This is a genomic window from Sulfitobacter sp. CW3, assembly GCF_019392245.1.
In the GTDB taxonomy this organism is placed as follows: domain Bacteria; phylum Pseudomonadota; class Alphaproteobacteria; order Rhodobacterales; family Rhodobacteraceae; genus Sulfitobacter.
The window spans coordinates 301,582-325,687 of the sequence record NZ_JAHXRL010000003.1 but is presented as its reverse complement, the minus strand read 5'-3'; the positions used below and the strand labels follow the sequence as shown (position 1 = coordinate 325,687).

The window sequence follows — 24,106 nt, the reverse complement described above, 5'->3', positions numbered from 1 at the left end:
AAATGCTTTGACGACTGCGATAATGGAAAGAGCAACAAATGGCGAAAAATGGCCCGCGTCTGGCAGTACGAGCTGTGATTGTTCACGACGATCGGCTGCTGTTGGTCAACGCCTATGCCAATGGTCAAAGCGATCTGATGTGCGCCCCCGGCGGCGGCGTCGAACTGGGCGCGTCCCTGCCCGATAACCTCGCCCGCGAGGTGTTTGAGGAAACAGGCCTGCGGATTGATGTCGGTGCGCCGTGTCTGGTCAATGAATTCCACGATCCGACAGCCGGCTTCCATCAGGTCGATTTCTATTTTCGGTGTACGGTCATCGGATCAACGGAAATTGCACCCGCGTGGCAAGACGTCGAGAATATCGTGACAGACCGGCGGTGGGTTACCCACGCGCAAATGGCGGAATTGCGGGTCAAACCCGACAGCTTGATCGACATTGCATTCGGCGATGCCCCGGTCAGCTACGACCCGCTTGAGTTGATCGTTCGCTGACCGCCAAACCGATCCCGCCAAGGACAAGCACGGTCGCCAAAACGACCTTGAGGTCCAGTGGTTCGGCCAAGATCGCGGCCCCCGCAAGGATCGCAATCACCGGCACAGACAGTTGAACAACAGCCGCCGTGGATTGCATCAGTTTCGGCAACACCGCGTACCACAAAGCATAGCCCAGCCCCGATGTCACAGCGCCGCACAGGATGGCGACAATCAGCCCCGTGGGGGTGTAAAACGTGTTCTGCACCAGCATCAATAACGCGACAATGGGCGCGCAGATCAGAAAATTACCCGCAGTGTTCGCCAGCGGATCATCAGACCCTTTGCCGCTGATCGTATAGGCGGCCCAGCCCAGACCGGCGGCAATCATCAGGACGGCACCAACGGGATCAACCTGCACTGCCGCGCTTGGCCACAGCACCAGAACCAACCCGGCAAAGGCAACTGCCGCACCGATCATCTTGCGCGGGGTCGGCGTGACCCCGAACAATGCGCCATGGGCAAACATCGCAATCTGTACAACACCGAACAGGATCAACGCCCCTAGCCCCGCATCCAGCGTTAAATAAGCCAGCGAAAATCCGATGATATAAACCGCCAAGGTCAGTGCGCCAAAGGCACGTGTGCGGCTGAATATCTGCAAGCGCCCGCCGCGCAGCGTCAGGAACAGCCACAGCATCGCCGCACCCGATATGACCCGCACCACGGCAAAACCTGTCGGGTCGATATGCCCGCCCGCAATGGCAAAGCGGGTCAGAACAGAGTTCGCGGCAAAGGCGATCATTACGAGGGCGGTCAAAAGGAAAATACGCATAGCGACTGCTTAGGCCAGCCGCGCGGGACGTGCCAACGAAAAAGGGGCACATCAAACGATGCGCCCCTTAATTCTGTCAGCGAAGGGTTCGAAAACCCTACGGCGTGATTTACATCATGCCGCCCATGCCGCCCATGCCACCCATATCGGGCATGCCGCCGCCTGCGCCGCCGTCTTTCGACGGACGATCAGCAACCATGGCTTCTGTTGTGATCAACAGACCAGCAACGGATGCCGCATCTTGCAGCGCGGTACGGACAACTTTGGCAGGGTCGATAACGCCGAACTTGAACATGTCGCCATATTCTTCGGTTTGGGCGTTAAAGCCGAACTTCAGGTCGTCGCTTTCGCGGATTTTGCCGGCCACTACGGAACCGTCAACACCAGCGTTTTCAGCGATCTGACGCAGGGGTGCTTCAAGCGCTTTACGCACAATCGCAATACCAACGTTTTGATCAGCGTTGTCGCCTGTCAGACCTTCAAGTTTCTTGCCGGCCTGAACCAGAGCAACACCACCACCAACAACGATACCTTCTTGAACAGCGGCACGTGTCGCGTTCAATGCATCGTCAACGCGGTCTTTGCGCTCTTTTACTTCGATTTCGGACATGCCGCCAACGCGGATCACAGCAACACCGCCGGCCAGTTTGGCAACGCGCTCTTGCAGTTTTTCACGGTCGTAATCGGAAGTGGTTTCTTCGATCTGGTTACGGATCTGAGCAACGCGTGCTTCGATCTCGGCCTTTTCGCCAGCGCCATCAACGATTGTTGTTTCGTCTTTGGTGATGGTTACTTTCTTGGCGGAACCCAGCATGTCCATTGTAACGGACTCAAGCTTCATGCCCAGATCTTCGGAGATCACTTGACCGCCTGTCAGGATTGCAAGGTCTTGCAACATGGCTTTGCGGCGATCGCCGAAGCCAGGTGCTTTGACCGCTGCGATTTTCAGACCGCCGCGCAGTTTGTTCACAACGAGAGTTGCAAGCGCTTCGCCTTCAACGTCTTCCGAGATGATCAACAGTGGCTTTTGCGACTGGATGACCTGCTCGAGCAGAGGAACCATTGGCTGCAGCGACGACAGTTTCTTTTCGTGCAACAGGATGATCGCGTCTTCCAGCTCGACAGTCATTTTGTCGGAGTTGGTGACGAAGTAAGGGGACAGGTAACCGCGGTCGAACTGCATGCCTTCAACAACATCGGTTTCTGTTTCCAGACCTTTGTTTTCTTCGACAGTGATAACGCCTTCGTTGCCGACTTTTTGCATCGCATCAGCGATCTGACGACCGATTTCCGATTCGCCGTTGGCAGAGATCGTACCAACTTGGGCTACTTCGTCGCTGTCGTTGACAGGGCGCGCTGCTGCTTTGATCGCTTCGACGACTTTCAATGTCGCCATGTCGATGCCGCGCTTCAGGTCCATCGGGTTCATGCCAGCGGCAACCGATTTCATGCCTTCTTTAACGATGGCTTGGGCCAGAACAGTCGCGGTTGTTGTACCGTCGCCTGCTTCGTCGTTGGTCCGGGAAGCAACTTCCTTGACCATCTGTGCGCCCATGTTTTCGAACTTGTCTTCCAGTTCGATTTCTTTGGCTACGGATACACCGTCTTTGGTGATGCGCGGTGCGCCAAAGGATTTGTCCAGAACCACGTTACGGCCTTTTGGGCCCAGCGTGACTTTTACCGCGTCGGCAAGGATGTTCACACCCTTGAGCATACGGTTACGGGCGTCGGTCCCGAATTTTACGTCCTTAGCAGACATAGTGTCTCTCCTAAATTCTTGTTTTGATGTCAGCGTATCTTGGGTGGGGCGCTAGGCCCCCGTCTGGCCTGAAATCAGGACAGGATCCCCATGATGTCGCTTTCTTTCATCATCAGAAGCTCTTCACCGTCGAGCGTGACTTCTGTGCCGGACCATTTGCCGAACAGAACTTTGTCACCGGCTTTTACAGCCATCTCAATCAGTTCACCGCTGTCCTTGCGTGCACCTTCGCCGCAAGCAACAACTTCGCCTTCAGCAGGCTTTTCTTTTGCGGAATCAGGGATGATCAAGCCACCCTTGGTTTTTTCTTCGCTTTCGGTGCGACGCACCAACACGCGGTCGTGAAGCGGTTTTAATGCCATCTTTCAGCTCCTTAAGGCTCAAAGTTATTCTCCCAAGCCACGTTCCCCCGTTCGGGGAAGCGGCCATTAGCACTCAGTAACCTTGAGTGCTAACGAGGTTTAGCTAAGGATGTACCCTGCCCTAGTCAACCATTGTGTTGTGAAAAATTGTAACGGGCCGGATTGGGCGGCCAATATCAGCCGGACCCCAAAACGCGTGCGCTGGTCTGTACCGCCTCTGCCCCCTCGGGCGAGATACCATAGATGCCTTTTTCGACCTTTTCAAACCAACCATAGTGGTTGTCGCGCATCATAACGGTCGCGCGCTTCACTTCGGTCTCGCGGGCCACGTCGGCCCCTTTGCTGGCACCGACCTCGAAAAGATACATCGCCAGTTTCAAAGCGTCTTGGCGATATGCCGTGATCAACCCGACGCGCGTTTGTCCGCCATCATTCGGGTCGCCCTGACGGCGGGCGAACTCGCGCAGCAACGATGTCTTGCGTTTGTTATTTTTGCGCGGTGCATATGGCCCTGGATCGCAATGCACCGACACCAGCCCGTCCGACACCCGCACGGTCATCAACCCCAAGCCCAACCGCCGTGCCAGCACGGTGTTCGCCTTGACCGCTTTGTAAAACGGCTTGCCGGGTTTATGCGCGACGGCCAGATACACGTCGTCGCTGACCTTTAAACGCTCAACACATTGGTGAAACAGAGCGAGTGAGAACCCCAGCTTCAGCTCGACCACCACAGGCGGCTCCTCCCCGCGGATCGCGACGACATCGGCGGCTCCGACTTCGGCTTTCACCACATAACCTTGATCCTCGAGAAAGGATTTCACAGGCGGGTAAAGATCGGTTTCGCGCGGGCTGCTCATATCCGTTAGCTATCAGCAATAGCCCCACCCTGAGAACCCCCAAGGCACCCGCTTTGTTCAAGGTGGTGACAAGCGCAGCACTGGCCCCTATAAGGCGCGCAACCCAACACACCCTTCTCAGGACACCGCATATGACAACGCTCGTTTTTGGCCACAAATCCCCCGACACCGACAGCACCGGCAGCCCGATCATCTGGGCGTGGTACCTGAACGCGATCGCAGGCGTCGATGCCGCCCCCGCCTTGCTGGGTGAACCCAACACCGAAGCATTGTTCATGCTGGACCACTGGAAGCTGGACAAACCACAGATCATTTCGGGCGTCGAAGCCGACCAACCTGTTGTGATCGTTGACACCAACAACCCGGCTGAACTGCCCGACAACATCAATGACGCGGATATCAAGGCCATCATCGACCACCACAAACTGGTTGGCGGCCTCGAGACCAAAGGCCCGATCAGCATCACGATGGAGCCGTTGGCCTGTACCGCCACGATCATGTACAAGCTGATCGGTGACGACATCGCAAAGATGCCCACAAACATCAAAGGCGCGATGCTGACCTGCATCCTGTCCGACACGCTGGAATTCCGCAGCCCGACCACAACCCCGGAAGACACGGCAATCGCACAGGCGCTGGCCAAAGATCTGGGCATCGACGTCGCAGAATATGCGGCACAGATGTTTGCAGCGAAATCCGACGTTTCGTCCTTTTCTGAGGCTGAATTGCTGCGGATGGACAGCAAGGAATACGAAGTCGGCGGCAAGCAGTTCCGTGTGTCCGTGCTGGAAACCACATCGCCTGCGTCCGTGCTGGACCGCAAGGATGCGCTGATGGCGGCAATGCCCGGCGTGGCGACCCAAGACGGTGCCGATCAGGTGCTGCTGTTCGTGGTCGACATCCTGAACGAAGAAGCGACCATGCTGATCCCCAACGATCTGACCAAATCCGTAGCCGAGAAAAGCTTTGGCGCGACGGTCACCGGTGACACGGTCGTTCTGCCCGGCATCATGAGCCGTAAAAAACAGATCATCCCGAACCTTAAGGTCTGAGATTAAAGACATTTTGACGACTTGAAACGAAAAGGCCCCTTCGATCCGAAGGGGTCTTTTTGTATGTTTGACTGCAGTTAAGACGCCGCGATTAGACCTTGAGCGGTGTATCGCTACGGGTCCAAGCGAGGGGTTTAAACACCTCATCGACCGGTGTTTGCGCTACGTGGTTAACGTAGTTGGACATGGTTTTCTGCGCCATCCCCAAGACCACATCCAGCACCGCGCGGTGGCCATATCCCGCATCAAAGAACGCCTGCATTTGCGCGTCGCTCACATTGCCACGGTCGCGGAACATTTGAACCGTAAAGGTGCGCAACGCCTCAAGCTTGGGCGTGGGCAATGGCGTTTCATTGCGCAGTGCTTCGGAAATCTCTTCGGATACTTTCATCATTTTCGCGATGCCAGTGTGGGCCGGAACGCAATAATGGCATTCGTTCTCGACGTTGATCGCCTGCCAGACAACGGTCAGTTCCTCAGCATCAAAATCTGTTTCGGTGAACAGCTTGTGCAGAACTTGATACCCTTCATAGGCCTGCGGGCTTTCTGCCAAAACCTTGTGTAGACCGGGCAAACGGCCGAACGCTTTTTGCGATTGTTCCAATAGCGGCTTGGACGCTTCGGGCGCGGAGTCGAGATCGTGGGAAGGGAAAGTCATTTCATGGCATCCTTTAAATTATGTCTGTTATGCCCATTTAGGGTTTATTGAGCGATCACTCAAGTATATAATTGAGTGATCGTTCAAGATTAGGTGATCTGATGCCACGCAAACCGAACTACGACCGTAACGAATTGATTGACCGCGCCCGCGATTTGTTTTGGCAACGCGGATGGGCCGGCACATCTTTGAAGGACCTCGAGGCGTCCCTGAAAATGAAACCGGGCAGCTTTTACGCGGCATTTGGGTCAAAGGATGCCCTGTTCGCGCTGGCACTCGACAAATATGCGTCGGACGGGACTGAGCGGCTGAAACAACTCGCCAAGGAATACGGGCCACTTGAGGCGCTGAAACGTTTTCCAGCCATGGCAATCACCAACGAAAAAGCCCCGGCCAAGGCCTGTATGCTGTCCAAAACCCTGCTTGAACTTCAGGCGCATGGTCATCCGCTCGCCCAAGAGGCGAACGCGCATTTGTTAAAGATGGAACAGCTTTTCGCCGAGTTATTTGAACAGGCACAGGCGTCTGGCGACATTGGTCCCGCACATGATCCGCGCAATCTGGCGCGCAGATATCAATCTGATGTTTTGGGCTTGCGCGTCTCTGCGGAACGCGATGGCGTAGATGCCAATGCCATCGCAACCGAGATCGCGGATAATCTGGCCACACTCTAACCCTAGGGCCCGCACAGGTTGTTGCCCCGCCTTGGGATGTATGCTTTCTGCAGTAAAAATGCATTGCAGATCGGAACACCCCCATGACCCAGATCATCAACAACCTATTCGAAGTCTCAGATCGGTATGAGGCGCTGTTTGTCGACCTGTGGGGCTGTGTCCATGACGGGGTCAAGGCGCTGCCAGACGCGGTTGCTGCGCTACAGGCCTACCGCAAGGGCGGCGGCAAGGTGATTTTGGTCACCAACTCCCCCCGGCCCCGTGCCAATGTGATAAAACAGCTGATCCAGTTTGGCGTGCCAGATGATGCATGGGATGACATTGCCACCTCTGGGGATTCTGCGCGTGCGGCGATGTACCGTGGCACCGTGGGCAATAATGTGTGGCACCTTGGCCCACCAAGCGACAAACATTTCTTTGATCCGATCGACATCCTCGAAAACCCGGTCACGATTAACAAAGTAGCACTTGAGGACGCCGAAGGGATCGTTTGCACGGGGCCGTTTGACGCCATGGAAGATCCCAGCGTCCTGCGCCCGCAACTTCTTTTGGCCAAACAAAAAGGCTTGAAACTGCTTTGTGCGAACCCTGACATTGTTGTCGACCGGGGCGACGTGCGCGAATGGTGCGCCGGCGCTGTGGCCGCACTTTATACCGAGATGGGCGGAGAGAGCCTGTATTTCGGCAAGCCCCACCCGCCAATCTATGATCTGGCGCGACGCCGGCTGTTTTCTGTCGCAGGCGATATTTCCGACAAGGATATTCTGGCGATCGGCGACGGTGCCCAAACCGACGTCAAAGGCGCGATGGGCGAAGATATCGATTCGCTTTTCATATCGGGCGGGTTGGCCGCGCAAGAGACGCAAACAACAACCCAGCCCGATCCCGAGGCGTTGAACCGCTATCTGGAAAAAGAAATGTCATCGCCGACTTATACCATCGGGCACTTACGATAACCGATTTTTCGCTTGCTTTTCTGCGCGTGCAAAGTAATTAAGTGTCTCAAACGCCTTCGGGCGCGTCACTTTATTACTTGAAGGGTGTAGCATGTTGGATAACCTTCCGCGCGGAACGATCTGTATCGAAGACATCGAAATGGGCATGTCACGCTACCTGCAAAAGGTCGTGACGGACGAAGACATCGAAATGTTCGCGCAGATTTCCACCGACCGGAACCCGGTGCATCTGGATGACGACTACGCCCAGGACACGATCTTTGAGGGGCGTATCGCCCATGGGATGCTGACCGCTGGCCTGATCTCGGCAGTGATCGGAGAGCAATTGCCCGGTCATGGCACTGTGTACATGGGCCAATCGCTGAAGTTTCTGGCCCCCGTGCGGCCCGGTGACATGGTATATGCCGAAGTCAAAGTGATCGACATTGATTTCGCCAAGCGTCGGGTAAAGCTGGACTGCCATTGTGCGGTCGAGGGTAAGAAAGTGCTGATTGGCGAAGCAACCGTTCTGGCACCATCGCGCAAATTCGACTGAGCGCGGCACAGGCCGTTTGTCGGCCGTTTGACTAATTCTGCGCCGGGTGGGGGCCAGCCCCCACACCCCCGGGGTATTTTTGAGCCAGAGAAGCGGGGCGGCTGCTTGTCAGTCAGGCCAGACGGGGCTACGACCTTGGCCATGGACATCATTCGAGATTATCAATTTGTAAGTGCCTCCGATCGCGGGGCCTCGGCTGCGATCGGGAATTTTGACGGCGTGCATTTGGGGCACCGGTCTGTCATTGACCTTGCCCGGAACGCCAACCCAGATGCCCCCTTGGGCGTTGTCACGTTTGAGCCGCATCCACGTGAATTTTTTGCCGCCTCTGCCCCGCCGTTTCGCCTGATGAGCGCCGAAGCGCGCGCGCATCAGCTGGAAAAGCTGGGGGTTAAGAAACTTTACGAGCTACAATTCGATGCCGCGCTGTCCGCGCTAAGCCCCCGCGCCTTTGCACGGGAAGTTTTGGTTGATGGGTTGGGCCTGCGTCATGTGGTGGTTGGTGCCGATTTTTGTTTTGGCCAGAAACGCGCCGGTACTGCCCAGATGTTATGTGATTTCGGGGCCGAGATGGGATTTGGCGTAACCGTCGCCCCGTTGATGGCCAAGGGCGAAAGCACCGTGTCATCAACCGCGATCCGCACCGCCTTATCAAACGGGAAACCCCGCGACGCCGCTGCCATGCTAGGCCATTGGCACCGCGTAGAAGGCCCGATCTTGCATGGTGAAAAGCGGGGCCGTGAATTGGGTTACCCGACAGCGAATATGTCGGTTGACGGCCTGCACCCGCCTGCGTTCGGCGTCTATGCCGTGTTGGTTGACGTGTTGGAAGGGCCCCAAGCCGGGCGTTATCACGGGGTCGCCAGCCTTGGGGTGCGTCCGATGTTTGGCGAGAATAAAGCCAACCTTGAGACGTTTATTTTTGACTTTACCGGCGATTTGTACGGCAAACACGTATCCGTCGCATTGATTGAACATCTGCGCGGCGAGGAAAAATTTGACGGGCTGGATGCCTTGATCACACAGATGGATGCCGACAGCCTGCAGGCCCGCACAATTCTGGCCGCGCTATGACCGATCCGATTGCAGCAAAAGGGTTGGCAAAGCGGTTTTGGGAGAAGAAGCCGCTTACCAAAATGTCCCCCGCCGAGTGGGAAGCGCTGTGCGATGGTTGTGGCAAATGCTGCCTGAACAAGCTTGAGGATGAGGACACGCAAGAGGTCGCTTTGACCCGTGTGGCCTGCCGGTTGCTGGACGATTCCACCTGCCGCTGCACCCACTATGAAAACCGCCATCAGTTTGTGCCCGACTGCATCGTGCTCAAGCCTGAAAATCTGGACACCCACGCCTATTGGATGCCGCTGACCTGCGCGTACCGTCTGCTGTGGCAGGGCAAGCCCCTGTATGACTGGCATCCGCTGATTTCGGGCGATCCTGACAGCGTGCATACCGCCGGGATTTCGGTGCAATATAATACCGTATCTGAGTTCGACACCCCGTTCGAAGAATGGGAAGATCACATAATCGAGGAGCCGACCTGATGTTTTTTGCCTCTGACAACGCAGGCCCTGTTCATCCGCAAATCATGACGCGGCTGGCCCAAGCCAACGAGGGGCACGCGATGCCCTATGGCAAGGATGTGATCATGGACGAGGTGCGCGATGCTATTCGCACCGCGTTCGAGGCCCCTCAGGCAGAGGTTTATCTGGTCGCCACCGGCACGGCTGCCAATGTGCTGGCACTGGCCTGCTACACCCAACCGTGGCAGACGATTTTCTGTTCGACGACATCCCACATCAACGAAGACGAATGCAATGCGCCGGAGTTCTATGCGGGTGCGGCCAAGCTGACGGTGATTGAGACCGACGACAAAATGACGCCGGACGCCCTGCGCCGCGCCATTGAAAAGCACCCTGACGGCAATGTGCATGGTGCGCAGCGTGGGCCGGTGTCGATCACCCAAGTCACCGAGCGCGGGTCGGTGCATTCGCTGGAGGAACTCCGCGCGTTGACCGCTGTGGCCAAGGAATACGCCCTACCGGTGCATCTGGATGGCGCGCGCTTTGCCAATGCGCTGGTGGCGTTGGGTTGCACCCCGGCGGAAATGACATGGAAAGCCGGCGTTGACGTCGTCAGCTTTGGCGGCACCAAGAACGGCTGCATGGGCGTCGAGGCGGTCGTGTTCTTTGATCCCGCCAAAGCGTGGGAATTCGAATTGCGCCGCAAACGCGGGGCGCATCTTTTTTCCAAGCATCGCTTTTTATCCGCGCAGATGGCGGGGTATATGCAGGACGACCTTTGGGTGACGATGGCACAGCAGGCCAATGACAATGCGGCGCATCTTGTCGCTGGGCTGCGCGCGGCGGGGGCAACGTTCCTGCACCAGCCCGACGCCAATATGATTTTCGCCAGCTGGCCGCGCCGCATTCACCAAAAGCTGCATGACGCGGGTGCCAAATATTACATCTGGAATGGGTCGCTTGAAGGCGACGATCCCGAAGAACCGCTTGGTGCGCGGCTGGTGTGCGACTGGTCGATCGGCAAACCTGCGATCGACCAGTTTCTTTCGCATTTTTAGGCGCTAGATCCCGGCCAGAAACGACCTGATTTCATCCGCGACGGCAGCGGGATGGGTTAGCGGGGCCATGTGCCCTGCCCCTTCAATCGTGCGACAGGTGACATTGGGCAGCCGCTTAGCCAAGGATTCATTGATCGCAAAGGCCATATCGCCCGAGATCGCGCCATCCATCAGCAGCACCGGCATTGTCGCCCGCCCGAACATCCCCGGCTTCAGCAATCCGGCGCTGTCATCACGCAAGAACGGCTGGCTGGCCTGCACATAGTGAATGCGGTCGGCCATGTATTGGCGCAGCTTTTCAGGCGTCTGTTCCCATCCGCTGCCGTCCCCCCAACCGGTGTTGAAAATGCGCGCGGCCTCCATCATGTCACCGCTTTCATAGGCGGCATTGAAGGCGGCGCTGTTGCGGTCTGCGGCCATCACACGTGCAGCATCATCAACCACAGCGGCGGCAAAATAGACCGGTTCGAACATGGTCAGGCTGCGCACCAGTTCCGGGCTCTCAATGGCTAGACGCAGGCCAACCGTCGCCCCAAAGGAATGGCCGATAATATCCATCGGTTCGGTTAACAACGCCCGGGCCATATCGGTGGCCACATCATGCACATTGCCCTGCCCGTCCCAATCACCCGATTTCCCGTGCGAGGGCAGATCATAGGCAAGCAGGGTCAAATCATCAGACAATGCCTCGGCCACGCCGCGCCACGCGCCGGAATGGGCCAGCGTACAGTGAATCGCCAATGCGCAGCGGGGACCATGCCCAAAGCTGCGCGAAAAAGTCTTGATCGTCACAAACGGCCGTCCAAACACATTTCAAGGTCTTCCAGCCGGTCTTGGCCCCAGAATTTCTGACCATCATCAAGAATATAGAACGGCGCACCGAACACGCCCTTTTCGACCGCTTCTTCCAGATTGCGGGCATAGGTGTCGGCCCCTGGCAACAACCCTTTGTCAGCCACGGCGGGGTCAAATCCGGCTTTGGTCAGGCAGTCGCGCACCACGTCGTCTTGGGCGATATCGCGGTCTTCGGCCCAGACGGCATGCATAATCAACTGGCACAATTTTCCAACATCGCCGCCACCTTCGTTTTGCGCGGCAATAATCGCATAGGAAGACGGGGCACCATTTGTAGGCCAGAATGCCGGTTTCAGCTTGAACGGCATGCCCAGTTTCTTGGCCTGGCGCGGCAGTTCGATCGCGCGGTATTCCTGACGGCTGGGGTGCCTGTCTTTGGGCGGTTGCCCCCCTGTCCGCCCAAAAGCCGTGATCAAGTCAAACGGCTTGTAGGTAATCGTCGCGTTATGCTTTGAGGCGATTTCCTCAAGCCGGTTTCCCGCCAAATAGGCATATGGCGAAAGAGTCGCGAAAAAATAGTCGATATGGGGCATTAAGGTCTCCGTTCCAGTCCTGTGCAGCTTTGCCAGACCGTAAGGTCATGTTAAGCGGTGTCAACGTCACGATTCTGTCACATGTTATGCAACCGGGGACCCTTTGCACATGGCTCAAACATCCGAACCGAAACTGATCTCAGGTAATGCAAACATGCCATTGGCCAAAGCGATTGCACGGCGCATGTCGCTGCACCGCGGTGTGAACGTCGGATTGGTGAATGCGCGGGTTGAACGGTTCAACGACAGCGAAGTTTTCGTCGAGGTTTTTGAAAACGTCCGCGGCGAGGATATGTTCATCATCCAGCCAACGTCGAACCCTGCCAATGACAACCTGATGGAACTCCTGGTCATGGCCGACGCATTGCGCCGTTCATCAGCCGCACGTGTCACAGCCGTGTTGCCCTATTTCGGTTATGCCCGTCAGGATCGCCGCACCAAAGCCCGCACGCCCATCACAGCAAAGCTGGTCGCCAATATGATGGTCGGCACGGGCATCGAACGTATTCTGACAATGGACCTGCACGCAGCGCAGATTCAGGGGTTCTTCGACATCCCCGTTGATAACCTTTACGCATCGCCGGTCTTTGCGCTCGACATCAAAAACGAGTTCAAGGATCGCATGGACGAATTGATGGTCATCTCGCCCGATGTGGGCGGCGTTGCGCGCGCGCGTGAGCTGGCCAAACGCATCAACTCCCCCCTCGCGATTGTCGACAAACGCCGCGAAAAAGCTGGCGAAGTGTCTGAAATGACCGTGATCGGTGATGTCACCGACAAGGTATGTCTGATCGTCGACGATATTTGCGATACGGCTGGCACGCTTTGCAAGGCGGCCGAGGTGCTGCTGGAAGCTGGTGCCAAGGAAGTGCACGCCTATATCAGCCACGGCGTCATGTCGGGCCCGGCGGTTCAACGGATCACGGATTCCGTCATGAAATCGCTGGTTATCACGGATAGCATCCAGCCCACCGCAGCCGTCAAGCAGGCCGAGAACATCCGGATCGTGCCGACGGCACCGATCTTTGCCCAAGCGATCCTGAACATCTGGAACGGCACCTCTGTGTCGTCGCTGTTTGACGCTGAATCCCTCGAACCGATCTATGACGGCATGTACAACCCAAGCTAAGCGGGTGACCGGTTTGGGGCCTCTAGTAGAGGTCCCAATCATCCTCGCGGGGTAACTGGCCAATCGCCAGCCATGCGACCCTGGCACGCGCAAATCGCGTGTCGCCCCAGGTTTTGAACACTATATCAAAACCCTCTTCGGCAATATTCTCGGAGACCAGATCCCCTCGCATCACCGTACCCGCGTCAACGTCCCACAGGGACAGTGATACTTGAACGGTCGGGGGGAATTTAAACGGTGTGGAAAAGAAAATACGCTGGCGGCGTTCGCGTTCGCCGGTGCCGGTCCACATCTCGCCGCCATCCTCGAAATCCGTAAAAAGAACGGTCTCGCCGTTTTCAACGCCTACGGTATTTCCATCCATCCTTTTCATGCAGTGTCACTTAGCCTTAGCTTCATAATCCAATAAGTTAGGTAAGCTTAATGTTATACTATGAAATAGAAAAGGCCCCGCATTGCGAGGCCCTTTAATCATTATATATGCGACGTTTGGATCAGAGGTTGGGTTGTTTACTGGACAAACCGATGTGATCCCCAAGTGCAACCATGTCAGACAACAGCTTGGCTGCGTCATCGACGGGGCCCGGCTCGTTGACAAAGTTTTCTTTGGCCGTCGCGTATGTTGTTTTGGCTTCTTCCATCATCTCGTCCAGATGCTCTTGGGTCATTGCACCCTTTGGCACGGCGCGTTCGGCAAGAACCGAAACACCACTGGCTGAGATTTCAGCGAAACCGCCTGTCACAACATACTCCGTAGCACCTCCGGGGCCCTCAACACGCAGCACACCAGGGCGCAACGTGGTGATCGTGGGGGCATGATCAGGCATTGCTGTCATGTCCCCATCGGACCCAGGAATCTGAACGGCCGTCACCTGCATCGAGGCCAGCCGCCGCTCTGGCGAAACGAGGTCGAATTGCATTGTGTCTGCCATTGTCAGCGCTCCTTAAGCGGCGTCTGCCGCCATTTTCTCGGCTTTCGCCTTCACTTCTTCGATGCCGCCAACCATGTAGAAGGCACCTTCGGGCAGGTGATCGTATTCGCCTGCAACAACAGCCTTGAACGACTGGATTGTTTCTTCCAAAGGAACCTGCTTGCCGTCGGCACCAGTGAACACTTTCGCAACGTCGAAAGGCTGGCTGAGGAAACGTTCGATCTTGCGTGCACGGGCCACGGCCAGTTTGTCGTCTTCTGACAATTCGTCCATGCCGAGGATCGCGATGATATCCTGAAGCGACTTGTAGCGCTGCAAAACACCCTGAACGTCACGCGCAACGTTATAGTGCTCTTCGCCAACGATGGACGGGTCCATCAAGCGCGATGTCGAACCGAGCGGATCAACAGCAGGGTAGATACCCTTTTCCGAGATCGAACGGTCAAGAACGGTTGTCGCGTCAAGGTGCGCAAACGATGTCGCAGGCGCAGGGTCGGTAAGGTCATCCGCAGGAACGTAAACGGCTTGCACCGATGTAATCGAACCGGATTTGGTCGATGTAATGCGTTCTTGCATCGCACCCATGTCGGTCGCCAGTGTTGGCTGGTAGCCAACCGCCGAAGGAATACGGCCGAGCAGAGCCGAAACTTCGGAGCCCGCTTGTGTAAAGCGGAAGATGTTGTCGACGAAGAACAGAACGTCTGTACCGGACTGGTCGCGGAACTGTTCGGCCAATGTCAGACCTGTCAGAGCAACACGCATACGCGCACCTGGAGGCTCGTTCATCTGGCCGTACACCAGCGCCACTTGCGATTTTTCCAGGTCATCAGGGTTGATAACGTTGGATTCGATCATCTCGTGGTAAAGGTCGTTACCTTCACGTGTACGCTCGCCCACACCGGCGAAAACCGAGTAGCCAGAGTGCACTTTGGCGATGTTGTTGATCAGTTCCATAATCAGAACGGTTTTGCCAACGCCGGCACCACCGAACAGACCAATTTTACCACCTTTGGCGTATGGGGCCAAAAGGTCGATAACTTTGATGCCTGTTTCCAGAACTTCGGATGTTGTGGACTGCTCAGAGAACTCGGGCGCGTCCGCGTGGATCGAGCGACGCTCGGTCGATACGATTTCACCTTTTTCGTCGATGGGCTCGCCCACAACGTTCATGATGCGACCCAATGTGGAGTTACCCACGGGGATCGAGATCGGCGCGCCTGTGTCTTCAACCTTCTGGCCACGAACAAGACCTTCGGTCGCGTCCATCGCGATGGTGCGCACTGTGTTTTCGCCAAGGTGCTGAGCCACTTCGAGGATCAGCTTTCTGCCGTGGTTGTCTGTTACTACAGCGTTAAGGATCTCTGGCAGGTGATCCTCGAACTGCACATCGACGACGGCGCCGATGACTTGTGTAATTTTACCGACTGCGTTTGCCATGTCGTTTTTCTCCAATACCTTACAGCGCTTCCGCGCCGGAAATGATTTCGATCAGCTCGTTGGTGATGACGGCCTGACGGGAACGGTTATATTCGATGGTCAGATCTTCGATCATCTCACCGGCGTTACGTGTCGCGTTGTCCATTGCAGACATCCGCGCGCCCTGTTCAGAAGCCGCGTTTTCCAGCAGAGCCGAGAAGATCGCCGTTGCGACGCCGCGCGGCAGCAGATCGGCCAAGATGGCCTCTTCGCTGGGCTCGTAGTCGAACAGTGTTGTCGCCTCGCCCGCGCCTTCTTCGGTGTCGAAGGAGGCAGGGATGATCTGCTGCGCCGTTGGGGTCTGGCTGACGACGTTCACGAACTTTGCGAAAAAGATCGTTGCGACATCAAATTCACCCGCGTCAAAGCGACCAAGCACATCTTTCGCGATGCCTTGCGCGTCGGCATAGCCGATACGCTTGACTTCGGTCAGGTCAACGTGACCCACGATGTTCTTGGCAAACTCGCGACGAATGCTGTCGCGACCTTTTTTACCAACAGTCAAGATTTTGACTTCCTTGCCCTCGCCAATCAGGCGACGGGCATGGACTTTGGCAAGCTTTGCGATGTTGGCGTTGAAACCACCGCACAAACCGCGTTCAGCGGTCATGACCACCAGCAGGTGTACCTTGTTCTCGCCTGTACCGCTGAGCAGTTTGGGCGCGGAATCCGATCCACCTACCGATGCGGCCAGCCGCGACATCACAGCGTTAAAACGCTCTGTGTAGGGGCGTGACTGCTCGGCAGCTTCCTGCGCGCGGCGAAGTTTCGCCGCGGCAACCATTTGCATGGCTTTCGTGATCTTGCGGGTGTTTTTCACCGACGCGATCCGGTTTTTTAGGTCCTTGAGGTTTGGCATCTGCCTTCCCTCCCTTAAGCGAAGTCAGCGGCGAAAGATTCGATGGCAGCTTTGATCTTGTCTTCCAACTCATCCTTCACCTTGCGATCGTTTTCGGTGATGTCTTTCATCAGATCAGCGTGCTTGCTGCGCAGGTGCGCCAGCAGGCCAGCTTCAAAGCGACCGACTTGCTTGACGTCGATCTTATCAAGGAAGCCTTTTGTACCCGCATAGATAACGCAAACGATTTCTGCGTTGGTCAGTGGGGAGTACTGTGGCTGCTTCATCAGTTCTGTCAGACGTGCACCACGGGCCAGCAACTGCTGTGTGGACGCATCAAGGTCGGAACCGAACTGAGCAAAGGCCGCCATTTCGCGGTACTGAGCCAAGGACAATTTAACCGGACCAGCAACAGAAGACATTGCTTTGGTTTGAGCCGAGGAACCAACGCGCGAAACCGACAGACCGGTGTTCACAGCAGGGCGGATGCCTTGGTAGAACAGTTCGGTTTCAAGGAAGATCTGACCGTCGGTGATCGAAATCACGTTTGTCGGAATAAACGCCGAAACGTCGCCGCCTTGGGTTTCGATGATCGGCAGAGCTGTCAAAGAACCGTTACCTGCGTCATCGCCCAGTTTCGCGGAACGCTCAAGCAACCGGGAGTGAAGATAGAAAACGTCACCTGGGTAAGCTTCGCGGCCGGGTGGACGACGCAGCAACAGGGACATCTGACGATAAGAAACAGCCTGCTTGGACAAGTCATCATAGATGATCAAAGCGTGGCGGCCGTTGTCGCGGAAGAATTCCGCCATGGCTGTCGCAGAGTAAGGCGCGAGGTACTGCATTGGTGCAGGCTCGGACGCGGTTGCGGCAACAACGATGGAATATTCAATCGCGCCGGTTTCTTCGAGCTTTTTAACAAGCTGGGCAACAGTCGAACGCTTTTGACCGATCGCAACGTACACGCAGTACATTTTCTTGCTCTCGTCGTCGCCAGCGGCGGCGTTGACTTGCTGTTGGTTCAGGATCGCGTCAAGTGCGACAGCTGTTTTACCAGTCTGACGGTCACCAATGATCAATTCGCGCTGGCCACGGCCAACAGGGATCATCGCGTCGACAGATTTCAGGCCTGTCGCCATTGGTTCGTGAACCGATTTACGTGGGATAATGCCGGGGGCTTTAACATCTGCAAGGCCACGCTCTGTGGATGCGATGGGGCCTTTGCCGTCAATGGGGTTACCCAGACCGTCAACAACACGACCCAGCAGGCCGTTGCCGATTGGCACGTCCACGATGGAGTTGGTGCGCTTGACTGTGTCGCCTTCTTTGATGTCCCGGTCGGAACCAAAGATAACAACACCGACGTTGTCGGTTTCAAGGTTCAGGGCCATGCCCATGATGCCACCGGGGAATTCGACCATCTCGCCGGCTTGGACATTGTCCAGACCGTAAACACGAGCGATACCATCGCCAACGGACAGAACGCGGCCAACTTCGGCTACTTCTGCTTCTTGACCAAAGTTCTTGATCTGGTCCTTAAGGATCGCAGAAATTTCTGCAGCTTGGATACCCATTTATCCGACCTCTTTCATTACATTCTGGAGGGAATTGAGCTTTGCGCGGATCGACGTGTCGATCATCTTAGAGCCCACTTTGACGATAAGACCACCGATGAGGGATTCATCAACAGTCGCATTCAACGTTACTTTTTTGCCGGTTGTCGCAGCGAGCGACTTGGACAATTTATCAGATTGCGCTTTGGTAAGCGCCTTGGCCGAAACCACATCAGCTGTGACTTCACCCTTTTCCACCGCGATGATCTCGCGCAGGTTCTGGATCAGCTGGGGCATAACGAACAAGCGACGCTTGTTTGCCATCAATTCCAGCGTTTTCGACATTGTATCAGACAGGCCCATCTTTTTGGCGATGGCGCTGATCGAGGAAGCCTGCTGTTCGCGCGTATAGATCGGCGAATGGATCAGGTCCCGAAAATCTTCGCTGTCAGCCAATGAGGCTTGCAGCGCATCAAGATCGGTTTCAATCTGCGGAAGGGTTTTGGCCTCAGAGGCCAGTTCATACACGGCAGTCGCATAGCGGTTTGCGATACCTGTAGAGATCGATGCTGTTTCGGACACGTCCATCCTCTCGTACGTCAGTGCCGGATATGCGAATAACTCGCGTCACCGGGGTGTTGGCGCGGCTTGAATTAACCCAAGACGTCAAAATCAGGGCCGATGTAGCAGACAGGTTTGCGCCCCGCAACACAGTATAGTGAGGTTCTGACCGGAAACCGCCCCTTATTCTTAATGCCCCCTTGAACTGCGACGCTTTGACCCGTGTCAAACCGCCCTATCTACAAGGGTGCAGCTCCATTAACCATTTGGAAACGATTCTAGCCAGCCCTTTAACCAGTACGGCAACTTGTCACACCGGTTTCACGATTGGCGAACCGACCCCTTCAAGCACGCGGATAGACCGACGCGCGGCGCGGCGTTCGACTTTGCCCTTGGGCGGATAGACCAGCTTTGTCACCTCGACCATGACCGCACCACCCGCCATCATCGTGGGGACGTGCCGCCCGACTTTCTCGAACAGCTTGCCCGATCGCATCCAAACCCGCTTTGGTGATGGCATCTGATACAGTGCGCCCAATTGGCGTTCGGGCAAAAACTGGTGTTTGCGCAGTTGTGTCTCAAGCTGCCCCGGCGAATACGGGCGCCCATAGCCAAACGGTGTGATATCGCGCCGCGCCCACAGGCCCGCGCGGTTGGGCACAATAAACAGCGCCCTGCCCCCCGGCCCCAAAACACGCCAACATTCCTCAAGCAGATCGCCCTGCCTGTCAGATGTCTCAAGCCCGTGCATCAAAACCAGCTTATCCACGTGGCCTGTCTCGATCGGCCATAGGGTTTCTTCGGTCAGGACAGATGTGTTTGCCATCCCCGCAGGCCACGGCATCACGCCTTGCGGACCGGGCATCAGGGTCATCACCCTGCGCGCATCCGCCAGATAGGGCCGCAGCAACGGGGCGGCAAAGCCAAAGCCGACAACAGTCTGGCCTTTCGCTTCAGGCCACAGCTCGAGCATACGGCTGCGCAAGGAGAACTGCGCGGCACGGCCAAGCGCGCTGCGATAATAAAAGTTGCGCAGATCTTGTACATCAAGATGCATGGGGCGGGCCTTTTGCCGGAACGGATGGTCAGACCTTAGCCCGAACCGATCATTTGCAAAAGGGACATGCCGATGACGATTGAATTTCGGTTCAAACTCCAGACCAGCCACACTTGCCCTTGCAGCCGGGTCACCTGTTATCCCCTTGCCCCTCGGTGTGCGGCGGCTACTATTAACTGAAACACCCAGACAGGAGCCCCGCCATGCCATTCGATCTTGTGACCATTCCCTGCCTGTCGGACAACTATGCCTTTCTGTTGCGCGACCAAGACAGCGGACAAGTCGCGCTGATCGACGTGCCCGAGGCCGCCCCCATCTCGGCCAAGCTAAAGGAACTAGGCTGGACGCTGTCGGAAATCTGGCTGACCCATCACCACCCGGACCACATCCAAGGGGTGCCTGATCTGACCGCCGAACACCCCGCGCGTATTCTGGGGGCCAAGGCCGACGCCCACCGCCTGCCCGCGCTTGATCACGCCCTGATCGACGGTGAGACATTTCAATTCGCCGGCCACGACGTGCAGGTGATGGACGTATCTGGCCACACGGTCGGTCACATCGCACTATATGTACCGGACGCAAAATGCGTCTTTACCGCCGATAGCCTCATGGCGCTTGGCTGTGGTCGCCTGTTCGAAGGTACGCCCGCGCAGATGTGGGACAGCATGCAAAAGCTGATGAAACTGCCCGCAGAGACCACCGTTTGTTCAGGCCATGAATACACGCAATCAAACGCAAAATTCGCCTTAACGGTTGATCCTGAAAATCAGGCCCTTATATCTCGTTCAAGAGAAATCGATCAGGCGCGCAAGGATGGCGTGCCGACGGTGCCCTCGACGCTTTCAACGGAACTTCAAACCAACCCATTTTTGCGCCCTGCCGATCCAGGCATTCGCGCGCAGTTGGGAATGGAAAACGCCACCGACACAGATGTGTTTGCCGAAATCCGCGCCCGCAAAGATAGGTTCTGAGCGGGCAATCATGGTCAAAAACGCCCGTTCACGCTAATTGTGACGAGAATATTACAAAAAAGCCTTGAAGCTTTGCCATGATCAACCAAACTCTAATACTATGAGGCCATGCTCGGCTCAGGTGCGCCTATCCGTGGACACCGAACCGACACAGATCGAAAAGGAGCACGCCCGTGCCTTCATTCTCGTCTACATTAGAACAAGCCATTCACTCAGCTTTGGCCCTGGCAAACGCGCGCAAACACGAATTTGCAACGCTTGAACATTTGCTGCTGGCCCTGATTGATGAACCCGATGCGGTTCAGGTCATGAAAGCATGTTCCGTCAACATGACTGAATTGCGCGAAACCCTCGTTGAATTCGTCGACGAGGACCTGAGCAATCTGGTGACTGATATTGACGGATCCGAAGCCGTACCCACAGCCGCATTCCAGCGGGTTATCCAGCGCGCCGCGATCCATGTGCAATCTTCAGGCCGCACCGAAGTGACCGGCGCGAACGTGCTTGTCGCGATCTTTGCCGAACGCGAAAGCAACGCCGCCTATTTCCTGCAAGAACAGGACATGACCCGCTATGATGCCGTGAATTTCATCGCCCATGGCGTGGCCAAAGACCCTGCATTCGGTGAACCACGCTCTGTCTCGGGTGCGCCCGAGCACGAGGAAGAAAGCCAAGGCGTTACCCACGGCGACAAGAAAGAAACCGCGCTTGAGAAATACTGCGTGGATTTGAACGCCAAGTCGCGCGAAGGCGATATCGACCCGCTGATCGGCCGCGACGCCGAAGTCGAGCGTTGCATTCAGGTGCTATGCCGCCGCCGCAAGAACAACCCGCTTTTGGTCGGCGATCCCGGCGTTGGTAAAACCGCCATCGCTGAAGGTCTGGCACGCAAGATCGTTGCAGGCGAAACGCCCGAGGTGCTTGCCGAAACCACGATCTATTCGCTGGATATGGGCGCATTGCTTGCTGGCACGCGCTATCGCGGTGATTTTGAAGAACGCCTCAAAGCGGTCGTGACCGAATTGGAAGAGCACAAGAATGCGGTTCTTTTCATCGACGAAATTCATACCGTGATCGGTGCCGGCGCGACGTCCGGCGGCGCAATGGATGCGTCCAACTTGCTGAAACCTGCACTTGCAGGCGGCAAGCTGCGCACCATGGGGTCGACCACCTACAAGGAATTCCGCCAGCACTTTGAAAAAGACCGTGCCTTGGCCCGCCGTTTCCAAAAGATCGACGTAAACGAACCGTCGGTCGAGGATGCAGTGAAAATTCTGCGCGGTATCAAGCCCTACTTCGAGGATCACCACTCGGTCAAATATACCGCCGATGCGATCCGCACCTCTGTGGAACTGGCGCACCGCTATATCAACGACCGCAAACTGCCGGATTCGGCCATCGATGTGATCGACGAAGCCGGTGCCGCACAACATCTCGTTGCTGCCTCCAAGCGGCGCAAGACAATCGGCACGAAAGAGGTCGAGGCTGTGGTCGCCAAAATCGCCCGCATCCCACCAAAGAACGTGTCGAAAGACGATGTTATTGTCCTCAAGGATCTCGAAGCATCGCTTAAGCGTGTTGTGTTTGGTCAGGACAAGGCGATTGATGCGCTGGCGTCAGCAATCAAACTGGCCCGTGCTGGTCTGCGCGAACCGGAAAAACCCATCGGGAACTACCTGTTCGCAGGTCCAACCGGCGTGGGTAAAACCGAGGTCGCAAAACAGTTGGCCGACACCCTTGGTGTGGAACTGCTGCGTTTTGACATGTCCGAGTATATGGAAAAACACGCCGTTTCGCGGTTGATTGGTGCCCCTCCCGGCTATGTCGGGTTCGATCAGGGCGGCATGCTGACCGATGGCGTCGACCAGCACCCGCATTGTGTGTTGCTGTTGGACGAAATGGAAAAGGCACACCCGGACGTCTACAACATTCTGTTGCAGGTGATGGATCACGGCAAGCTGACCGACCACAATGGCCGGACCGTGGATTTCCGCAATGTCGTGCTGATCATGACCTCGAACGCGGGGGCGTCTGAACAGGCCAAAGAGGCAATCGGCTTTGGCCGTGATCGCCGCACCGGAGAGGACACCGCCGCGATCGAACGCACGTTCACGCCCGAGTTCCGCAACCGTCTGGACGCCGTGATCAGCTTTGCGCCACTGCCCAAAGAAGTCATCATGCGTGTGGTTGAAAAGTTTGTTCTTCAGCTTGAAGCGCAACTGATGGACCGCAATGTGACGATTGAGCTGTCCACCAAAGCTGCTGAATGGCTTGCTGACAAAGGCTATGATGCGAAAATGGGTGCGCGTCCTTTGGGCCGCGTGATCCAAGAGTACATCAAAAAGCCGTTGGCCGAAGAATTGCTGTTCGGCAAACTGGCCAAAGGTGGTGTTGTCAAAGTTGGCGTCAAGAAAGGCGAACTGGACCTGACAGTTCTGGGAGCAGAAAACCCCAAGCTGACAGGAAACAAGCCGCCACTCTTAACGGCAGAATGAAGCTAACCGGCGCGGCGCTCAGCCTCGCTTTGGCCTTTGCCAGCCCCGCGCTGGCAGAGGCCTTTTTACTTTCCTCCCCCATCGACTGCGATCTGGCTTCTGACTGCTACATCCAACAATATGTCGACAGCGATCCATCCCCCCGTGCGTCGGATTTCACCTGTTCCACCCTCAGCTATGACGGTCATAAAGGCACCGATTTCGCCCTGGCCAGCCGCAGCGAAATTGCGCGAAACATCCGTGTTTTGGCCAGTGCCGCCGGGCGGGTCAAAGGCGTGCGCGACGGGATGGCAGACGTCAGTTATTCGAAAGAAACTGCTGATGAAGTCGCGGGCCGCGAATGCGGGAACGGTGTGGTGATCGACCACGGGGACGGTTGGGAAACCCAATATTGCCACCTGAAACAGGGCTCCGTCGTTGTCAAACCCGGTCAAAAAATATGGCGAGGCCAAGAAATTGGGTTTGTCGGCCAGTCAGGCAAGGCCGCGTTTCCCCATGTTCATCTATCCGTGCGCAAAGATGGCAAGGTCATCGACCCGTTTGACCCCGATGGTGTCACGAACTGCGCCGCCGTAGGGGACAGCACACTGTGGAAGGTCCGCCCGGACTATCGGCCCGGGGGCCTAATCGGTGCCGGGTTCGCGCCAGAAATTCCCGAATTTGACGACATCAAAGCGGGTTCTGCTGCGGTGCAGACGCTACCCGCCAACGCACCCGCGCTGGTGATTTGGGGATATCTGTTTGGTAGCCAACCCGGCGACACCCTAAAGCTGTCGATCACCGGTCCCCAAGGTGTGGTGATCGCGGATGACGTCACTCTTACCAAGGCGCAGGCACAATCCTTTCGCGCTATTGGTAAAAAACGCCGGGGCAAGCGGTGGCCCACGGGTCGGTATAACGGCGAGGTGACATTGACCCGTGGCCTCAAAACCGTGGACCACAAAACCATCAATATCGACGTTCGATAGAC

The 24,106-nt window shown here is 56.4% G+C and carries 26 protein-coding genes; 12 read left to right on the top strand and 14 right to left on the bottom strand.

What is annotated here, in order from left to right; translation table 11 throughout:
* The first annotated feature begins 38 nt into the window (after nt 1-38).
* Entirely contained in the window at nt 39-491 is a 453-nt protein-coding gene (locus KZZ06_RS08495) for an NUDIX domain-containing protein (RefSeq protein WP_219579600.1), read from the top strand.
* Here KZZ06_RS08495 and KZZ06_RS08490 read toward each other — a convergent pair.
* From KZZ06_RS08490 to KZZ06_RS08475, 4 genes are all read right to left on the bottom strand, one after another.
* Complete coding sequence (locus tag KZZ06_RS08490) at nt 457-1,305, bottom strand: DMT family transporter (RefSeq protein ID WP_219579599.1); 849 nt, start codon at nt 1,303-1,305, stop codon at nt 457-459. The two genes, KZZ06_RS08495 and KZZ06_RS08490, sit on opposite strands and share 35 nt — an antisense overlap.
* 109 nt (nt 1,306-1,414) lie before the next feature.
* On the bottom strand, nt 1,415-3,064 hold the full coding sequence (groL, locus tag KZZ06_RS08485; protein ID WP_219579598.1) for a chaperonin GroEL: 1,650 nt from the start codon (nt 3,062-3,064) through the stop codon (nt 1,415-1,417).
* Between the two features lie 74 nt (nt 3,065-3,138).
* Entirely contained in the window at nt 3,139-3,426 is a 288-nt protein-coding gene (locus tag KZZ06_RS08480; protein WP_219579597.1) for a co-chaperone GroES, read from the bottom strand.
* A 176-nt stretch (nt 3,427-3,602) separates the two neighbouring features.
* Complete coding sequence (locus tag KZZ06_RS08475; RefSeq protein WP_219579596.1) at nt 3,603-4,283, bottom strand: DUF2161 domain-containing phosphodiesterase; 681 nt, start codon at nt 4,281-4,283, stop codon at nt 3,603-3,605.
* Nucleotides 4,284-4,414: 131 nt separating this feature from the next.
* Between KZZ06_RS08475 and KZZ06_RS08470 the strand changes: the two genes are divergently transcribed.
* On the top strand, nt 4,415-5,335 hold the full coding sequence (locus KZZ06_RS08470) for a manganese-dependent inorganic pyrophosphatase (protein ID WP_219579595.1): 921 nt from the start codon (nt 4,415-4,417) through the stop codon (nt 5,333-5,335).
* Between the two features lie 91 nt (nt 5,336-5,426).
* Here KZZ06_RS08470 and KZZ06_RS08465 read toward each other — a convergent pair whose 3' ends face one another.
* A complete protein-coding gene (locus KZZ06_RS08465; RefSeq protein ID WP_219579594.1) occupies nt 5,427-5,993 on the bottom strand; it encodes a carboxymuconolactone decarboxylase family protein in 567 nt (188 codons plus the stop codon).
* 101 nt (nt 5,994-6,094) lie between these two features.
* On the opposite strand from KZZ06_RS08465, the gene KZZ06_RS08460 reads away from it, so the two are divergent.
* From KZZ06_RS08460 to KZZ06_RS08435, 6 genes are all read left to right on the top strand, one after another.
* Nucleotides 6,095-6,667: a TetR/AcrR family transcriptional regulator gene (locus tag KZZ06_RS08460; protein WP_219579593.1), complete on the top strand. Its 573-nt coding sequence runs from the start codon at nt 6,095-6,097 to the stop codon at nt 6,665-6,667.
* A gap of 83 nt (nt 6,668-6,750) precedes the next feature.
* Complete coding sequence (locus KZZ06_RS08455; protein WP_219579592.1) at nt 6,751-7,623, top strand: TIGR01459 family HAD-type hydrolase; 873 nt, start codon at nt 6,751-6,753, stop codon at nt 7,621-7,623.
* 91 nt (nt 7,624-7,714) lie between these two features.
* Complete coding sequence (locus KZZ06_RS08450; protein ID WP_219579591.1) at nt 7,715-8,158, top strand: MaoC family dehydratase; 444 nt, start codon at nt 7,715-7,717, stop codon at nt 8,156-8,158.
* Nucleotides 8,159-8,299: 141 nt separating this feature from the next.
* A complete protein-coding gene (locus KZZ06_RS08445) occupies nt 8,300-9,232 on the top strand; it encodes a bifunctional riboflavin kinase/FAD synthetase (RefSeq protein ID WP_219579590.1) in 933 nt (310 codons plus the stop codon).
* Nucleotides 9,229-9,699 carry a YcgN family cysteine cluster protein gene (locus tag KZZ06_RS08440; RefSeq protein WP_219579589.1) on the top strand — a complete coding sequence of 157 codons (471 nt, stop codon included), beginning with the start codon at nt 9,229-9,231 and terminating at the stop codon, nt 9,697-9,699. The genes KZZ06_RS08445 and KZZ06_RS08440 overlap by 4 nt, the downstream gene beginning before the upstream one ends.
* Nucleotides 9,699-10,736 (top strand): low specificity L-threonine aldolase, encoded by a 1,038-nt coding sequence (locus tag KZZ06_RS08435; protein ID WP_219579588.1) that lies wholly within the window; start codon nt 9,699-9,701, stop codon nt 10,734-10,736. The genes KZZ06_RS08440 and KZZ06_RS08435 overlap by 1 nt, the downstream gene beginning before the upstream one ends.
* Before the next feature lie 3 nt (nt 10,737-10,739).
* On the opposite strand, the gene KZZ06_RS08430 is transcribed toward KZZ06_RS08435, so the two are convergent.
* Together KZZ06_RS08430 and KZZ06_RS08425 are read right to left on the bottom strand one after the other, a co-directional pair.
* A complete protein-coding gene (locus KZZ06_RS08430) occupies nt 10,740-11,528 on the bottom strand; it encodes an alpha/beta fold hydrolase (RefSeq protein ID WP_219579587.1) in 789 nt (262 codons plus the stop codon).
* The gene (locus KZZ06_RS08425) at nt 11,525-12,124 is read right to left on the bottom strand and encodes a 2-hydroxychromene-2-carboxylate isomerase (protein WP_219579586.1); all 600 of its coding nucleotides are present in this window, start codon (nt 12,122-12,124) and stop codon (nt 11,525-11,527) included. Before KZZ06_RS08425 ends, KZZ06_RS08430 begins: the two co-directional genes overlap by 4 nt.
* A gap of 109 nt (nt 12,125-12,233) precedes the next feature.
* Here KZZ06_RS08425 and KZZ06_RS08420 point away from each other — a divergent pair, with 109 nt between their 5' ends.
* Entirely contained in the window at nt 12,234-13,253 is a 1,020-nt protein-coding gene (locus KZZ06_RS08420) for a ribose-phosphate pyrophosphokinase (protein WP_219579585.1), read from the top strand.
* Between the two features lie 22 nt (nt 13,254-13,275).
* Here KZZ06_RS08420 and KZZ06_RS08415 read toward each other — a convergent pair whose 3' ends face one another.
* The 7 genes from KZZ06_RS08415 to KZZ06_RS08385 form a co-directional block, all read right to left on the bottom strand.
* Nucleotides 13,276-13,626, bottom strand: a complete 351-nt coding sequence (locus KZZ06_RS08415) for an H-type lectin domain-containing protein (RefSeq protein ID WP_257884260.1) — start codon at nt 13,624-13,626, stop codon at nt 13,276-13,278.
* Nucleotides 13,627-13,747: 121 nt separating this feature from the next.
* On the bottom strand, nt 13,748-14,185 hold the full coding sequence (locus tag KZZ06_RS08410) for a F0F1 ATP synthase subunit epsilon (protein WP_219579584.1): 438 nt from the start codon (nt 14,183-14,185) through the stop codon (nt 13,748-13,750).
* A 12-nt stretch (nt 14,186-14,197) separates the two neighbouring features.
* Nucleotides 14,198-15,622: a F0F1 ATP synthase subunit beta gene (gene atpD, locus KZZ06_RS08405; protein ID WP_219579583.1), complete on the bottom strand. Its 1,425-nt coding sequence runs from the start codon at nt 15,620-15,622 to the stop codon at nt 14,198-14,200.
* 19 nt (nt 15,623-15,641) lie between these two features.
* Nucleotides 15,642-16,520, bottom strand: coding sequence for a F0F1 ATP synthase subunit gamma (locus KZZ06_RS08400; protein ID WP_219579582.1), 879 nt, complete (start codon nt 16,518-16,520; stop codon nt 15,642-15,644).
* Nucleotides 16,521-16,534: 14 nt separating this feature from the next.
* Complete coding sequence (gene atpA / locus KZZ06_RS08395) at nt 16,535-18,073, bottom strand: F0F1 ATP synthase subunit alpha (protein WP_219579581.1); 1,539 nt, start codon at nt 18,071-18,073, stop codon at nt 16,535-16,537.
* A complete protein-coding gene (locus tag KZZ06_RS08390) occupies nt 18,074-18,634 on the bottom strand; it encodes a F0F1 ATP synthase subunit delta (protein ID WP_219579580.1) in 561 nt (186 codons plus the stop codon). It lies immediately after the preceding gene.
* Nucleotides 18,635-18,923: 289 nt separating this feature from the next.
* Nucleotides 18,924-19,670 (bottom strand): class I SAM-dependent methyltransferase, encoded by a 747-nt coding sequence (locus tag KZZ06_RS08385; protein WP_219579579.1) that lies wholly within the window; start codon nt 19,668-19,670, stop codon nt 18,924-18,926.
* Nucleotides 19,671-19,873: 203 nt separating this feature from the next.
* On the opposite strand from KZZ06_RS08385, the gene gloB reads away from it, so the two are divergent.
* The 3 genes from gloB to KZZ06_RS08370 all read left to right on the top strand — a co-directional run bounded on the left by gloB (nt 19,874) and on the right by KZZ06_RS08370 (nt 24,104).
* A complete protein-coding gene (gene gloB, locus KZZ06_RS08380) occupies nt 19,874-20,641 on the top strand; it encodes a hydroxyacylglutathione hydrolase (RefSeq protein WP_219579578.1) in 768 nt (255 codons plus the stop codon).
* Between the two features lie 173 nt (nt 20,642-20,814).
* Nucleotides 20,815-23,136 carry an ATP-dependent Clp protease ATP-binding subunit ClpA gene (clpA, locus tag KZZ06_RS08375; RefSeq protein WP_219579577.1) on the top strand — a complete coding sequence of 774 codons (2,322 nt, stop codon included), beginning with the start codon at nt 20,815-20,817 and terminating at the stop codon, nt 23,134-23,136.
* Entirely contained in the window at nt 23,133-24,104 is a 972-nt protein-coding gene (locus KZZ06_RS08370; protein ID WP_219579576.1) for a M23 family metallopeptidase, read from the top strand. The genes clpA and KZZ06_RS08370 overlap by 4 nt, the downstream gene beginning before the upstream one ends.
* Nucleotides 24,105-24,106: the final 2 nt, after the last annotated feature.